12 protein-coding genes are annotated in these 14,753 nt (G+C 64.4%); 7 read left to right on the top strand and 5 right to left on the bottom strand.

What is annotated here, in order from left to right:
- Positions 1 to 96 precede the first annotated feature (96 nt).
- From JCM7686_RS02655 to JCM7686_RS02645, 3 genes are all read left to right on the top strand, one after another.
- A complete protein-coding gene (locus JCM7686_RS02655) occupies positions 97 to 1,023 on the top strand; it encodes a hypothetical protein (protein WP_020949320.1) in 927 nt (308 codons plus the stop codon).
- Between the two features lie 99 nt (positions 1,024 to 1,122).
- The gene (locus JCM7686_RS02650; RefSeq protein ID WP_020949319.1) at positions 1,123 to 3,333 is read left to right on the top strand and encodes a YjbH domain-containing protein; all 2,211 of its coding nucleotides are present in this window, start codon (positions 1,123 to 1,125) and stop codon (positions 3,331 to 3,333) included.
- The gene (locus JCM7686_RS02645; protein WP_020949318.1) at positions 3,330 to 3,989 is read left to right on the top strand and encodes a YjbF family lipoprotein; all 660 of its coding nucleotides are present in this window, start codon (positions 3,330 to 3,332) and stop codon (positions 3,987 to 3,989) included. Before JCM7686_RS02650 ends, JCM7686_RS02645 begins: the two co-directional genes overlap by 4 nt.
- 220 nt (positions 3,990 to 4,209) lie before the next feature.
- On the opposite strand, the gene JCM7686_RS02640 is transcribed toward JCM7686_RS02645, so the two are convergent.
- The 4 genes from JCM7686_RS02640 to JCM7686_RS02625 form a co-directional block, all read right to left on the bottom strand.
- Positions 4,210 to 4,434: a hypothetical protein gene (locus tag JCM7686_RS02640; protein ID WP_020949317.1), complete on the bottom strand. Its 225-nt coding sequence runs from the start codon at positions 4,432 to 4,434 to the stop codon at positions 4,210 to 4,212.
- A gap of 210 nt (positions 4,435 to 4,644) precedes the next feature.
- Positions 4,645 to 5,433, bottom strand: coding sequence for an iron chelate uptake ABC transporter family permease subunit (locus JCM7686_RS02635; protein WP_020949316.1), 789 nt, complete (start codon positions 5,431 to 5,433; stop codon positions 4,645 to 4,647).
- Positions 5,433 to 6,269: a metal ABC transporter ATP-binding protein gene (locus JCM7686_RS02630; protein ID WP_020949315.1), complete on the bottom strand. Its 837-nt coding sequence runs from the start codon at positions 6,267 to 6,269 to the stop codon at positions 5,433 to 5,435. Before JCM7686_RS02630 ends, JCM7686_RS02635 begins: the two co-directional genes overlap by 1 nt.
- The gene (locus tag JCM7686_RS02625) at positions 6,266 to 6,796 is read right to left on the bottom strand and encodes a Fur family transcriptional regulator (RefSeq protein ID WP_020949314.1); all 531 of its coding nucleotides are present in this window, start codon (positions 6,794 to 6,796) and stop codon (positions 6,266 to 6,268) included. Before JCM7686_RS02625 ends, JCM7686_RS02630 begins: the two co-directional genes overlap by 4 nt.
- An 81-nt stretch (positions 6,797 to 6,877) precedes the next feature.
- On the opposite strand from JCM7686_RS02625, the gene JCM7686_RS02620 reads away from it, so the two are divergent.
- Both JCM7686_RS02620 and hemP read left to right on the top strand, forming a co-directional pair.
- Entirely contained in the window at positions 6,878 to 7,930 is a 1,053-nt protein-coding gene (locus tag JCM7686_RS02620; protein ID WP_020949313.1) for a zinc ABC transporter substrate-binding protein, read from the top strand.
- Positions 7,931 to 8,096: 166 nt separating this feature from the next.
- A complete protein-coding gene (hemP, locus tag JCM7686_RS23815) occupies positions 8,097 to 8,273 on the top strand; it encodes a hemin uptake protein HemP (RefSeq protein ID WP_020949312.1) in 177 nt (58 codons plus the stop codon).
- Positions 8,274 to 8,474: 201 nt separating this feature from the next.
- On the opposite strand, the gene JCM7686_RS25150 is transcribed toward hemP, so the two are convergent.
- Entirely contained in the window at positions 8,475 to 10,580 is a 2,106-nt protein-coding gene (locus JCM7686_RS25150; RefSeq protein WP_020949311.1) for a pseudouridine synthase, read from the bottom strand.
- Between the two features lie 111 nt (positions 10,581 to 10,691).
- Here JCM7686_RS25150 and JCM7686_RS02610 point away from each other — a divergent pair, with 111 nt between their 5' ends.
- Both JCM7686_RS02610 and JCM7686_RS02605 read left to right on the top strand, forming a co-directional pair.
- Positions 10,692 to 11,150 carry a nucleoside deaminase gene (locus JCM7686_RS02610; RefSeq protein WP_020949310.1) on the top strand — a complete coding sequence of 153 codons (459 nt, stop codon included), beginning with the start codon at positions 10,692 to 10,694 and terminating at the stop codon, positions 11,148 to 11,150.
- Positions 11,151 to 11,251: 101 nt separating this feature from the next.
- A complete protein-coding gene (locus JCM7686_RS02605; protein WP_407946430.1) occupies positions 11,252 to 14,686 on the top strand; it encodes a pyruvate carboxylase in 3,435 nt (1,144 codons plus the stop codon).
- Positions 14,687 to 14,753 lie beyond the last annotated feature (67 nt).

Raw genomic sequence — 14,753 nt, 5'->3', positions numbered from 1 at the left:
GTTCACTTGCCCATTTGCTTCATCAGTTCTTGCCCCGCGACGGGGGTTCCTGTAGCCAAGAACAAAAGAAAACCCACAGGAACCGGGACAGCCAACATGAAATTCCGTCCAGCATTCGCAGTGCTGTCGATGACTCTGGCGCTTGCGGCTTGCGGCAGCGAGATGCCCTGGCAGAAAAAGCCAGCAGCAGCCCCCGAAGAAACCGCGCCGACCCATTCGGGTCCGCCGGCGGTTTCGCCGATCGATCAGCCGATCGAAACCGGCGCGGCTGGCGTGGCTTTGGCCACCAGCGAAGCGACCACCCGCGCGACCAAACTGATCCGCGCTTCGGGTCAGGGCTGGACGGCGACGGGCGGCGAAAGCTCGGTCGTCTATGAGCGTCCCGGCCAGAAATCGGTCGGCGTCACCACCCGCCGCATTTCCTATGCGCGCGGCGTCGAATTCATCGGCATCATGAGCGGCAAACCGTTCTCGCTGAACGTTCAGGCGGCGGAATGCACCGATGCTGCGGGCGCGAAACATCCCTTCACCGCACGGCTGACCGCCTCAGGCGCCAAGCTTACCGGCTGCGCCGACGCGACCGACAGCCAGCCGAAGGCGCAAATCAAGGCCTCGTCGGCCACCGGCAAGCCCAAAGCTGCCGCGCCGAAGCCTGCTGCAGCCCCGGCCGCCGAAGCCGCGAAACCGGCTGAGACGCCCGCTGCGAGCCCGGCTGCAACGACCGAGACCAAGCCTGCCGAAACCACCCCGGCAACCTCGACGCCTGCAACGACGCATACGCCGGAAACCACCACGCCGGCGACCCCGGCTCCGGTGACGACGGCCCCGGCGACGACTGCGCCCGCGACGACCACCCCTGCGACTCCTGCAGCCCCGGTTCCGGAGATCAAATCCGAAACCACGCCGAGCGCTCCGGTCCCGGCAGCGCCTGTCGTGACGGCTCCTGTCGTGACGACGCCCGCCCCGGTCATCACCGCGCCGGCGCCGGTTGAAACCGCGCCCGCGACTGGCGCGACGAACTGAGCAACGAGGGGCCTTGGCCCATTGGTCCGCGCGAGCCTTCGGGCGGACCTCACCGTTAAAACGTAACTGCCCGGGACGTGACCCGAGAGGACCCTGCCCATGCGCTTGCACTCGCCCTTGACCCGCCGTTTGCTGAGCTCGGCACTTCCCGTTTCGCTCCTGCTCGCCTCGGGTGGCAGCATTGCGGTCGCAGAGCCGCTGCTGGCCACGCGTGTCAACAATTACGGCTTGCCCGGCGGCATCGACACGCCGAGCGCCGAAGTTCTGCCCGATGGCACGCTTGGCGCGACGCTGAGCTATTCGAACCTTTTCCGCCGCAACACGCTGGTCTTTCAGGCCACGCCGCGCCTGACGGTCGCGCTGCGCTATTCGCGCATCGACAGCACCGAGGACCCGCGCGGCTTCATCTGGGACCGCAGCTTCGACCTGCGCTATCAAGTGCTCGATGAAAATCCCGATGGCTGGATGCCTGCCGTTGCGATCGGTATGCAGGATTTCATCGGCACCGGCATCTATAGCGCCGAATATCTGGTCGCGACCAAATCCCTCACCCCGCGCCTGCGCGTCAGCGCCGGTCTCGGCTGGGGCCGTCTGGCCACGACCGGCGGCTGGGGCAGCCCCTTCGGCAACCGCCCGCCGCCGGATGCAGGCACGGGCGGCAAGCCCAATATCGACGAATGGTTCCGCGGCCCGATGGCGCCTTTCGCCAACGTCTCGTGGCAGGCCACCGACAAGCTGACGCTGACGGCGGAATATTCGAACGACAATTACGCCTGCGAAACCGATATCCCCGACGAATGCCGCCGCAGCCCTTGGCTGAGCGACAAGGAAAAGCTGAAGAACAAGATCAACCTCGGCTTTACCTATCAGCTCGGCGACAGCTATCAGCTGGGCGGCTATGTGCTGGGCGCGAAACAGGTCGGCCTGCAGTTCAGCGTGGCGATGAACCCGCGCCAGACCGCCTATCCGTCGGGGCTTGAAAAAGCCGGGGCGCCGGTGCGGCCGCGCGTGGCTCCCTCGGCCGATCCCGAGGGCTGGTCGGGGGCCTGGGCCGCCGATCCGACCGCGCAACCTGCAATCCAGAAGGCGCTCGGCGATGCCTTGGCCAAAGAGGGCCAAGAGCTTCAGGGCATGGTCCTGACCGCGAAGCGCGCCGAAGTGCGGATCAACAACGGCCGCTATATCCAGCAGGCCGAGGCCGTTGGGCGCACCGCGCGTCTGATGACCCGCGCGCTGCCGCCCTCGGTCGAGGAATTCGTCATCACCTCCACCGAACGCGGTATGCCGATCAGCTCGGTCGTCGTGCGTCGCTCGGATGTCGAGCGGCTCGAGAACACCGAAGCCGGTCAGATCGCCAATGCCGCGACCCTGGTCAGCGCCGAGCCCAATCCGGCTGGGCTGATGCTGACCCCGGGCCAGTATCCGCGCTTCCGTTGGGCCTTGCAGCCCTACGTCGCGACCTCGCTCTTCGACCCGGATGATCCGATCCGCTATGAAATCGGCGCCGAGGCTCCGTTCCGCTACGAGCTCCAGCCCGGTCTGGTCATCGCCGGTTCGGTGCGCCAGCGCGTCCTTGGGTCGAGCAAGCAGGAATCGCCGGTCAGTTCGCTGACGCCGGATGAATATGCCGATGCCGATCACGATTATAACGAATTCGGCGTGCCGCGCGTGCGCTCGGACAGCCAGATGTATTCGGGGATCAAGACCCCGGTCATTCCGCGCCTGACGCTGGCCTGGTATGCCAAGCCCGGCAACGAGGTCTATACGCGCGTCACCGTTGGTCTGCTTGAGCGCGCCTATGGCGGCGTCTCGGCGGAGGCTCTGTGGTGGCCGACGAATTCGCCCTTCGCCGTGGGCGCCGAGATCAACAGCGTCAAGAAGCGCGACTTCGACGGCCTGCTCAAGTTCCGCGACTATAACGTCACGATGGGTTCGGTCTCGGCCTATTACCAGTTCCAGAACGGCATCGACGCAGAACTGTCGGTCGGCAAATATCTGGCTGGCGACAAGGGCGCGACGCTGACTCTGTCGCGTCAGTTCGCCAATGGCTGGCGTCTGGGCGCTTGGGTCACCAAGACCGATATGAGCTCTGAGGCATTCGGCGAGGGCTCGTTCGATAAGGGCGTGAATATCTCGATCCCGCTGGCCTGGGGCACGGGCGATCCGTCGCTGCGCAAGGTTGGCGGCTCGATCCGTTCGCTGTCGCGTGACGGCGGGGCCCAGCTTTACGTCGAGGGCCGTCTCTACGAAACCATCCGCGACAGCCAGTCGCGCGATCTCTATCAAGGCTGGGGGAAATTCTGGAGATGATCGCCACCTCTCTGCGCATCGCCGGGGCTCTGGCCCTGACCGTCTCTGTGGCCGCCTGCGGCAACGACAAGAAACAGGACAGCTCGGCCTTTACCATCGCCTCGCAGGCCGTGGGCGCGCTGGCAGCCGATCGCAAGGCGCGCAACGCGCCCAAAGCGCCGCCGGTCTCGCCCGCAGCCATGGCCTCGGAGGCATTGTCGGTCAACAAGGGCCCGCTGATCCTCGTCGGGCTGGAAAGCTCTGGCACCAATCAGGTGCTGGCCATGACCGGCGACAACCGCGGCATGCGCACCTATATGACCAAGAACGAGCAGGCGCTGATCCTGCGCAACGGCATTCTGGTCGGCACGCGCGGGCTGGGCAACGACCTCTCGGTCGCCGAAGCGGCAGGTTCGGCCAATCTGATCCTGTCGGGGCGCGGCGGTCAGGCCGAGCGCACCATGCGGCTTTATGCGGGCGACGGGCTTGAGCGGCCGCTGAACTTCACCTGCTCGATCGGCGCAGGTCCGAAGCCCGGCGTCATCTTGGAAAACTGCTCGGGTCACGGTGCGAGTTTCCAAAACAGCTATATCGTCTCGGGCGGGCGGGCGACGGTGTCGCGCCAATGGGTCAGCCCGGCGCTTGGCTATGTCACCATCCAAGAGCTGCGCTACTAAGCCCTGCGCCGCCTCTGGACCGCAATTTCAAGGCCCGCCCGTCTCCCGGCGGGCCTTTTGCGTTCCGAGCCGCTGAGCGCGGCCTCCGGGTCTCTGCGACCGCGCGGTTGGAGATGCTGTGCCGGGGTTCTGCACCGACAGATCCACACCAGCCAGAGCGCAAATGAAATAGGGGCCGACCCGAAGGTCAGCCCCTGTCACCATTGTCCGAAAGGGACAATTAGTTGGTGTTGGTCGAGTTTTTGTTGTCGTTGTTGTCCGAAGCAACAGCGGCGATGACGCCGAGCAGCAGCAGAGCCGGAACAACGAGGCCAGCGTTCGACGAAGCCGGTTTCTGGTCGATAACAACCGGCTCGACGTCGACGACGGGGGCGACATAGCCACCGGCGAGAGCGGTCGAAGCGGTCAGGCCCAGAGCGAGGGCGAAAGTAGCAAATTTGGTCATGATCATGCTCCGTTCAGTACTTTGGAAGGCTGCTGTTTACAGCAACATCCAGCGGACAGTCGCATAATAGCACGTTCTTGGAAAGCGTGATTGATTGAATGGTGGCGCGGGTTTAACCGATGTGTTGCATAATCGACAACACCAGCAGGGGCTGGAAAAAACGCCCTCAAAAGCCCCTCTCCCCGCAGCCGTGACACCCGCTGCCAAACCCTAGCCACGCTTTCGCCAACCCACTAAAGACAAAGCATAAATTGCCCCTGCGGCGACAATAATCGAGGGGCCAGCCGGCGTGTCGAGCCGCAAGCTTGCACCAAGTCCGCCGATGATCGCAAATCCGCCGATCAATGTTGCAATTAGCGCCATTTGCTCGGGGGTCCGGGCGAATCCCCTCGCCGCGGCGGCGGGGACGATCAGCATGGCCGAAATCAACAAAGCGCCGACAATTCGAATCGCAATTGCAACAACAAGCGCAAGTGCAAGAGCCAAAATCAGTTTTTCGACAGCGGGCCTGATTCCCGCAGCCATCGCCAGCTCTTCATTGACCGAGACCGTGACCAGTCTTTGCCAGCGCCAGATCAGCACGACCAGCACCGCGAGCGCGCCGCTCCAGATCCAGATCAGATCGCTTTTGCCAACCGCCAGAATATCGCCGAACAGAAAGGCCTGAAGATCGACGCGCAGCGAGGGCACGAAGCTGACCACAACCAGCCCCAACGCCAGCGCGGAATGGGCGATGACGCCAAGCGCGCTGTCCATCGCCTGCCCGCGCCCCGCAAGCCAGGTCACCAGCACCGCCATGCCCACCGCCACGATCATCGTGCCGAGATAAAGCGGCAACGGGCTGACGAAGCTCAAGGCGACGCCAAGGATCGCGGCATGAGAGAGGGAATCGCCGAAATAGGCCATGCGGCGCCAGACGACAAAGGACCCCAGCGGGCCGGTCGCAAGCACCAGTCCGAGCCCCGCGACAGCCGCGCGGGTCAAAAAATCGTCGAGCATCAGAGCCCTTGCCTTTCGGGCACGGCGCTTAGGCCATGCGGATGGGTATGGGTGTCGGTATGGGAATGGGTCTGTCCGGGGGCATGGTCATGCCCACAGGTCGCATCGTGGAAATGCTCGTGCTCGTGGTCATGGTGGTGCTGATAAAGCGCCAGCATCCCCTGCGCTTCGGCGCCGAAAAGCGCGCGGTAAGCCGGGGCCGAGCTCACATCCTGCGGCGTGCCCTCGCAGCAGATATGGCCGTTGAGGCAGATCACCCGATCCGAGGCGCGCATCACCACCAGCAGATCATGGCTGACCATAAGGATCGCCGCGCCGGTCTCGGCCCGGACCTCTTCGATCAGGCGATAGAAGGAGATCATGCCGGGCTGGTCGAGCCCCTGTGTCGGCTCATCGAGCACGAGGATCTGGGGGTGGTTGAGCAGCGCCCGCGCCAGCAAAACGCGCTGGAACTGCCCGCCCGAAAGCGCCGAGAGCTGGCGGGACTGCAGCCCCGCGACCCCGGTGCGCTCGAGCATCTGCGCCGCCTGATCCTCTGGCACGCGATGGGGCAGCGACAGGAAGCGCTGGACGGTCATTGGCATTGTGCGCTCGACATGGACGCGTTGGGGGACGTAGCCGATGCGCAGCCCGCTCTGACGCGTCACCGTGCCCGATTGGGGAGCGAGATAGCCCAGAAGCGCGCGCACGAAGGTCGATTTGCCCGAGCCGTTCGGTCCGACCACGGTCACGATCTCGCCGGGCTGGATCGCGAAATCGACCTCGTTGAGCACCGGCGCGCCCAGCCCCGGCGGCCTGACCGTCAGGCCCTTGGCCGAGATCAGCGCGCCGGTCATGGTTGCGCCTCGGAGGAAGCTTCCGTGGCGGCCTCTGCGGCGGCACAGACGGCGCACAGGCCCAGCACCTCGACGGTGGTGCGCTCGATGCGGAACCCCGAGCCAGAGGCAAGCGTGCGCAGCGCCTGGCGCAATTCCGGCGATTCCGCCTCGGCGACCTTCTCGCAGGACCGGCAGATCAGGAAGACCGGCGAATGGTCGCGCTCGGGCGAGAGGCAGGCGGCATAGGCATTGAGGCGCTGAACGCGATGCGCGAGCCCATTCTCGACCAGAAAATCGAGCGCCCGGTAAGCCACTGGCGGCTGATTGCCAAACCCGTCGGCCACCAGCCGCTCCAGCACCTCATAGGCCCCCATGGCGCGATGCGATTCGAGCAGGATTTCCAGCGCACGCCGCCGCACCGGGGTCAGGCGCACGCCGGTTTCCTCGCTATGCTGAAGTGCATGTTCCAGCGCATGAGAGGCGCAGGCGCCGTGGTCATGCTCTTCGAACGGATCGATCGGGTCGGTGGGAGGATCGCTGTGCATTTGTAATATTATCACATTTCTCTTGACCTGTTACTCTATAACATAAGATATTGCAGCGATTCCGCAAGTTCAGAGAGCCCGATGCACACCCTTCGTCCCACCCTTCGTCCAAGCTTTCGCCCAAACCTCCACTCAAAGCTTCTGGCCCTGCCGCTCTGCCTGAGCGCGCTGCCCGCTTTCGCCGAGGTCCCCAAGGTCGTGACCGATATGCCGATCACCGGCGCGCTCATCGAAATGGTGATGGGCGATCTTGGGAAGCCCGATGTGCTGCTGCCGACGGGCGGCGATGTGCACAATTATCAGCTGCGCCCCTCGCAAGCGGGGGCGACGCAGGATGCCGATCTGCTGATCTGGGTCGGTCCGGCGCTGACGCCGTGGCTCGACCGCGCGGCGACCAATCTTGGCGGCAAGGCGCAGAGCCTGCAATTGCTGGCCGTGCCGGGCACCAAAACCCGCAGCTATGGCGGCGAGGACGACGATCACGACCACGCCCATGACCATGACGCGGACAGCGAGCATGAGCACGACCATGCCGATCACGACCACGGCGAGGCGGGTCACGACGACCACGATCATGCCGATGCAGGCCACGGCGAGGCCGGTCACGTCCACACCGGCACCGATCCCCATGCCTGGCTGGACCCAAGCAATGCCCAGCTTTGGGTGAAGGCGATTGCCGGGGCTCTGGCGGCGCAGGATCCCGACCATGCCGCGCAATATCAAGAGAATGCCGAGAAAGCCGCGGCGCGGATCGGCGCGGTCGATGCGACGCTCACCGCCGAGCTGGCTCCGGCGCGCGGCAAACCCTTCGTCGTGCTCCATGATGCTTATGGTTATTTCACCGAGCATTTCGGCCTCGAAAGCGCGATCCCGGTCTCGCTTGGCGATGCTGCGACCCCCTCGGCGGCACGGCTGACCGACATCAAGGCTCAGCTTGCCAGCGCCAAGGCCGTCTGCGCCTTCCCTGAACAGAATCACGATGCGCGCCTGATCGCCGCTGTGACCGAAGGCACTGCCGTTCGTCCGGGTGCAGCACTTGATCCCGAAGGCTCGGCGCTCGCGATCGGGCCGGATCTTTACCTTGATGTCATCCAGTCTTTGGCCGGGACCATGCTGTCTTGCCTCAAGGATTAATATTATAGATCAAAGCGCTAATATGGGTTCCTCCGACCCGAAAGCGCTCTGGAAGGCGGTTGCAACGAGGTTCGCAACCGCCTTTTTTAATTCCCGACAAAATCCCTTTGACATTCCAGAGTGATTTAGTCAGATTACAGATAGCGCGACATCGAGAGGACCGGAAATGACCGCGACACGCCCTGCCGAATTTTCCCGCCCCGGGATCACTGCCCTGAACCGTCTGCCCGAGCATGATGCGACCGACCTGACCCATGGCGGCAATCAGGCGCTGATTGTGCTGGGAGATCAAGTCTATAACCTGCGCATCACCCGCGCAGGCAAGCTGATCCTGACGAAGTAATCTCTCTGACCGTCGTCTGCGGGTCGTTCCCCGGATGGTCACTCTCGCGTCGCGCCTCCCAAAAGGGGGCGCGATTGCTTTTGGGCTGAGGGTTCGCGCAGGGCACGGGTTATCCCGGGCAAGTTCGCTCCGCATGCAGGCAAGCAAAATGCCGGAAGGAGAACCCTTCCGGCATGTATCAGTCCCGTCGATGCGCCGAGTTCAGCCGCGCGGCCTGCTCGGACCTTTGCCGCCTGGCGCTTTACCACCCGGCCCCTTACCGCCCGGACGCGGCCCTTTGAAGGACGAGCCGCCAGCAGGTTTCGGCCCGCGCTTGTCGCCGCCACCCGCATAGGGCTTACGGTCGCCGTCTTCGCGCTTGGCCCACGGCTTACGGTCACCGTCCTGACGGGGCGCGTAAGGCTTGCGGTCGCCATCTTCGCGTTTCGCCCAAGGCTTGCGGTCGCCGTCCTGACGGGGCGCGTAGGGCTTCCGGTCGCCGTCCTCGCGCTTCGCCCAAGGCTTGCGATCGCCATCCTGACGCGGTGCGTAGGGCTTGCGGTCGCCGTCTTCGCGCTTCGCCCAAGGCTTGCGGTCGCCATCCTGACGCGGCGCGTAAGGCTTCCGGTCGCCGTCCTCGCGCTTCGCCCAAGGCTTGCGATCGCCATCCTGACGCGGTGCGTAGGGCTTGCGGTCGCCGTCTTCGCGCTTCGCCCAAGGCTTGCGGTCGCCGTCTTCGCGCTTCGCCCAAGGCTTGCGATCACCCTCCTGACGGGGCGCGTAGGGTTTCCGGTCACCATCCTCGCGCTTGGCCCAAGGCTTGCGGTCACCGTCTTGACGGGGCGCATAGGGTTTACGGTCGCCGTCCTCGCGCTTCGCCCAAGGCTTACGGTCGCCATCCTGACGCGGCGCGTAGGGTTTCCGGTCGCCGTCTTCGCGCTTCGCCCAAGGCTTGCGATCGCCGTCCTGACGCGGTGCGTAGGGCTTACGATCACCGTCCTCGCGCTTGGCCCAAGGCTTACGGTCGCCGTCCTGACGGGGAGCGTAGGGCTTGCGGTCGCCGTCTTCGCGCTTGGCCCAAGGCTTACGGTCGCCGTCCTGACGGGGCGCGTAGGGTTTACGGTCGCCATCTTCGCGCTTCGCCCAAGGCTTGCGATCGCCATCCTGACGCGGTGCGTAGGGTTTGCGGTCACCATCTTCGCGACGTGCGAAGGGCTTCCGGTCGCCGTCTTCACGACGGCCAAAGGGTTTGCGGTCGTCGCGGCGATCTTCGCCGCGCTCGGCGCCACGGGCGCGGAATTCGCGCGGACGTTCTTCCTCTTCACCCGTCAGCAGGTTGCCAAGCTGGTCGCGCAGGACCTTGCGCTTGACCTCGCGGACCTCGTTTTCTTCCATGCCGGTCAGCTTGAACGGGCCGTAGCTGACGCGGATCAGCCGGTTCACCACCAGCCCGACATGAGCCATGGCGCGGCGGATCTCGCGGTTGCGGCCCTCACGGATGCCGACGGTCAGCCAGGCATTCGCGCCCTGCTGGCTGTCGAGCTTGACTTCCATCGGCCGGAAATCCTCGCCGTCGATCTGGGCGCCACGGCGCAAAGGATCGAAGGTCAGGTCATTGGGCAGACCATTCACGCGCACGCGGTAGCGGCGCAGCCAGCCGGTCGTCGGCAGCTCGAGACGGCGCTTCAGCTCGCCATCATTGGTCAAAAGCAGCAGGCCTTCCGAGTTGAGGTCGAGACGGCCCACAGTCATCACCCGCGGCAGATCGCGCGGCAGCGCGTCAAAGACCGTCTGGCGGCCCTTTTCATCGGAGGCCGAGGTCACGAGCCCGGTCGGTTTGTAATAGAGCCAAAGCCGCGTCTCTTGCGGCTCTTCCATGGCTTTGCCGTCAATGCGGACCTTGTCGGTCGGCAGAATGTCCAGAGCGGGGCTGGCAACCTTCTGGCCATTCACCGTCACGCGGCCTTCAAGGATCATGCGCTCGGCTTCGCGGCGCGAGGCCACACCGGCGCGCGCCATCATCTTGGCGATGCGCTCGCCCTCGGGCGCGTCTTCGGCCTCATCGGCCTCATCGTCTGCGTCGAGAGTGTCCTCTTCCGCCTCATCCTCAAAGGAGTCGTCCTCGAACGCATCCGCGTCTTCGTCATCAGCGCCGTCTTCGAAGGCCTCGTCAGAATCGTCTTCTGCGGCGTCCTCGGCAAAAGCCTGATCCTGCTGCGCGGCGGTCTCGTCCGCGGCAGGGGTCGTTTGGGCAGAGGTCTCTTCCGCGGAGGTTTCCGCAGCGGGGACAGTCCCCTCGGTTTCGGGGGTGGAATTTTCGTCGGTCATGGCGATCTCCTGCGCATCGCTGCGGTGGTAAAGGTGGCTGATCTAGCGCCCAACGCGGGAAAGCGCAAAGCGGTTCTTGCACGAAAGCGTAATCCTTGATGAATAGCTGCCATGACCGCGACGCCGTTCCTGACCCATATGCCGCAAGCTCTGGCCGAAGCCCGCATCGCAGCGGCGCGCGGCGAGGTGCCGGTTGGCGCGGTTTTGCTGGACGCTCAGGGCCGCGAACTCGCCCGCGCCGGTAACCGCACGCGCGAGCTGTCAGACCCGACCGCCCATGCCGAAATCCTGGCCATTCGCGCGGCCTGCGCCAAGCTCGGATCCGAGCGGCTGCCGGGCGCGGTCCTGTGGGTGACGCTCGAGCCCTGCCCGATGTGCGCCGCAGCGATCTCGGCGGCGCGGATCGCGACGCTTTATTACGGCGCGGATGACGCAAGAATGGGCGGGGTCGTGCATGGCGCCCGCGTCTTCGATCATCCCCAATGCCACCACCGACCCGAGATCTATTCCGGCTTTTCCGCCAGTGAATCAAAAACCTTGCTGCAGGACTTCTTTGGCGCGCGGCGCTGAACCGATCGGTATTGAAATTTTTCGTTAATCCTTTCGCCGCGCTTGCGCTGCAGCGCAGCATCGTGAAGGATGCCACCACTATGTCTGAAGGGAGTGAGCGCGTGTTCAACAAAATTCTTGTTGCGAACCGTGGGGAAATCGCGATCCGCGTCATGCGGGCGGCGAACGAGCTGGGCAAAAAGACCGTCGCGGTCTATGCCGAGGAAGACAAGCTGGGTTTGCACCGCTTCAAGGCGGATGAGGCCTATCTGATCGGCGAAGGTCTCGGCCCGGTCGCAGCCTATCTCTCGATCCCCGAAATCATCCGCGTCGCCAAGGAATCGGGTGCCGATGCGATCCATCCGGGCTATGGGCTCCTTTCAGAAAACCCCGATTTCGTTGATGCCTGCACCGCCGCCGGGATCACCTTCATCGGCCCGACCTCGGACACGATGCGCGCGCTTGGCGACAAGGCTTCGGCGCGCAAGGTCGCGATCCGCGCGGGTGTTCCGGTCATTCCGGCGACCGAGGTGCTGGGCGACGATTTCGACGCGATCAAGCGCGAAGCTGGCGAGATCGGCTATCCTCTGATGCTGAAAGCCAGCTGGGGCGGCGGTGGGCGCGGGATGCGTCCGATCAATGCCGAGGGTGAGCTGGTCGAAAAGGTCCGCGAGGGCCGTCGCGAGGCCGAGGCCGCTTTCGGCAACGGCGAGGGCTATCTGGAAAAGATGATCCTGCGCGCTCGCCACGTCGAGGTTCAGCTTCTGGGCGACACCCATGGCGGTCTTTACCATCTCTTCGAGCGTGACTGCACCGTCCAGCGCCGCAACCAAAAGGTTGTCGAGCGCGCCCCCGCCCCCTATCTGAGCGACGCGCAGCGCGCCGAGGTCTGCGATCTCGCGCTCCAGATCGGTCGCGCGGTCGGCTATCAGAACGCGGGCACTGTCGAATTCCTGATGGATATGGATTCGCAGAAGTTTTACTTCATCGAAGTGAACCCGCGCGTTCAGGTCGAGCATACCGTGACCGAAGAGGTCACCGGCATCGACATCGTGCAAAGCCAGATCCTGATCGCCGAGGGCGCGACTCTGGCCGAGGCGACCGGCATCGCCAGCCAAGACGGCATTCATCTGAACGGCCATGCGCTGCAGTGCCGCGTGACGACCGAAGATCCGCTAAACAACTTCATTCCCGATTACGGCCGCATCACCGCCTATCGCTCGGCGACCGGCAATGGCATCCGTCTGGACGGTGGCACGGCTTACGCAGGCGGCGTCATCACGCGCTATTATGATTCGCTGCTGGTGAAGGTCACCGCCCATGCCCAGACGCCGGAAAAGGCGATTGCGCGGATGGACCGGGCCTTGCGCGAATTCCGCGTGCGCGGCGTGTCGACGAACATCGACTTCGTCATCAACCTGCTCAAGCACCCGACCTTCCTCAATGACACCTATACGACCAAGTTCATTGACACGACGGATGATCTCTTCACCTTCCGCAAGCGCCGCGACCGCGCGACGAAACTGCTGATCTATATCGCCGATATCACCGTCAACGGTCACCCCGAGACGACCGGCCGCGCCAAGCCTCCGGCCGATGCGCGCAAGGCGATTCCGCCCGCGTCGAAAGCCGCCCCTGCCCCCGGCACGCGCCAGCTGCTCGAGGAAAAGGGTGCGAAGGCGGTTGCGGACTGGATGCTCGACCAGAAGCGCCTGCTCGTGACCGATACGACCATGCGCGACGGCCACCAGTCGCTCTTGGCAACCCGGATGCGCTCGCTCGACATGATCAAGGTCGCGCCGAGCTATGCCGCGAACTTGCCCGAGCTCTTCTCGGTCGAATGCTGGGGCGGCGCGACCTTCGACGTGGCGTACCGCTTCTTGCAGGAATGCCCGTGGCAGCGCCTGCGCGACCTGCGCGAGCGGATGCCGAACCTGATGACCCAGATGCTGCTGCGCGCCTCGAATGGCGTCGGCTATACGAATTATCCCGACAATGTCGTGCAGGAATTCGTGCGTCAGGCCGCCGCGTCCGGCATCGATGTCTTCCGCGTCTTCGACAGCCTCAACTGGGTCGAGAACATGCGTGTCGCCATGGATGCGGTCGTCGAATCGGGCAAGATCTGTGAAGGCACCGTCTGCTATACCGGCGATATCCTTGACCCGGCCCGCGCCAAATATGATCTGAAATATTACGTCGACATGGGGCGTCAGCTGCGTGACGCAGGCGCCCATGTGCTGGGCCTCAAGGATATGGCGGGCCTTCTGAAACCGGGCGCGGCGCGCGTGCTGGTCAAGGCGCTGAAGGAAGAGGTCGGCCTGCCGATCCACTTCCACACCCATGACACCTCGGGCATTGCCGGAGCCTCGATCCTCGCCGCCGCCGAAGCGGGCGTCGATGCGGTCGATGCGGCCATGGATGCCTTCTCGGGCGGGACCTCGCAGCCCGCTCTGGGTTCGGTGGTCGAGGCTCTGCGCCATTCCGATCGCGACACCGGGCTTGATATCGCCGCGATCCGCGCGATCTCGAACTATTGGGAAGCGGTGCGCGAGCAATATGCAGCCTTCGAATCGGGCCTGCAATCGCCCGCCTCCGAGGTCTATCTGCACGAAATGCCCGGCGGCCAGTTCACCAACCTCAAGGCGCAAGCGCGCTCGATGGGGCTGGAAGAGCGCTGGCACGAGGTTGCCCAGACCTATGCCGATGTGAACCAGATGTTCGGCGATATCGTGAAGGTGACGCCCTCGTCCAAGGTTGTCGGCGACATGGCGCTGATGATGGTGGCTCAAGGCCTGACCCGCGCGCAGGTCGAGGATCCGAATTCCGAAGTGTCCTTCCCCGATTCGGTCGTCGATATGATGAAGGGCAACCTTGGCCAACCGCCCGGAGGCTGGCCCGCCGCGTTGCAAAAGAAGGTCCTGAAGGGCGAAACCGCGCTGACCACGCGCCCGGGCGCCTCGATGCCGCCGGTCGATCTGGAAGCGACGCGCGTCAAGCTCTCGGAAGAGCTCGAAGGCATGACCATCGATTACGAGGACCTGAACGGCTACCTGATGTATCCGAAGGTCTTCCTCGATTACATGGGCCGTCACCGCATGTATGGCCCGGTCCGCACCCTGCCGACCCATACCTTCTTCTACGGGATGCAGCCGGGCGAGGCGATCACCGTCGAGATCGATCCGGGCAAGAAGCTGGAGATCCTGTTCCAGACGCTCGGCGAGATCGATGAGAACGGCGATGTGAAGGTCTTCTTCGAGCTGAACGGCCAGCCGCGCGTCATCCGCGTGCCGAACCGTCTGATCAAGGCCCAGACCAAGGCACGCCCGAAAGCCGACCCAGCCAACCCGGGCCAGATCGGGGCACCGATGCCGGGTGTCGTCGCCTCGGTGGTGGCAACCGTTGGCCAGAAGGTCAAAACCGGCGATCTGCTGCTGACCATCGAAGCGATGAAGATGGAAACCGGCATTCATGCCGACCGCGACGGCGTGGTGAAGGCGGTTCACGTCACCGCTGCGGCCCAGATCGACGCCAAGGACCTGCTGGTCGAGCTGGAGTGATCCTGCGGGAGAGGCCACGGCCTCTCCCCTCCCCCGCTCGCGAAAGAGCAGATTGGCGCGCTTTTTG

Source organism: Paracoccus aminophilus JCM 7686, from assembly GCF_000444995.1.
In the GTDB taxonomy this organism is placed as follows: domain Bacteria; phylum Pseudomonadota; class Alphaproteobacteria; order Rhodobacterales; family Rhodobacteraceae; genus Paracoccus; species Paracoccus aminophilus.
This window is presented reverse-complemented; position numbering and strand designations above follow the sequence as displayed.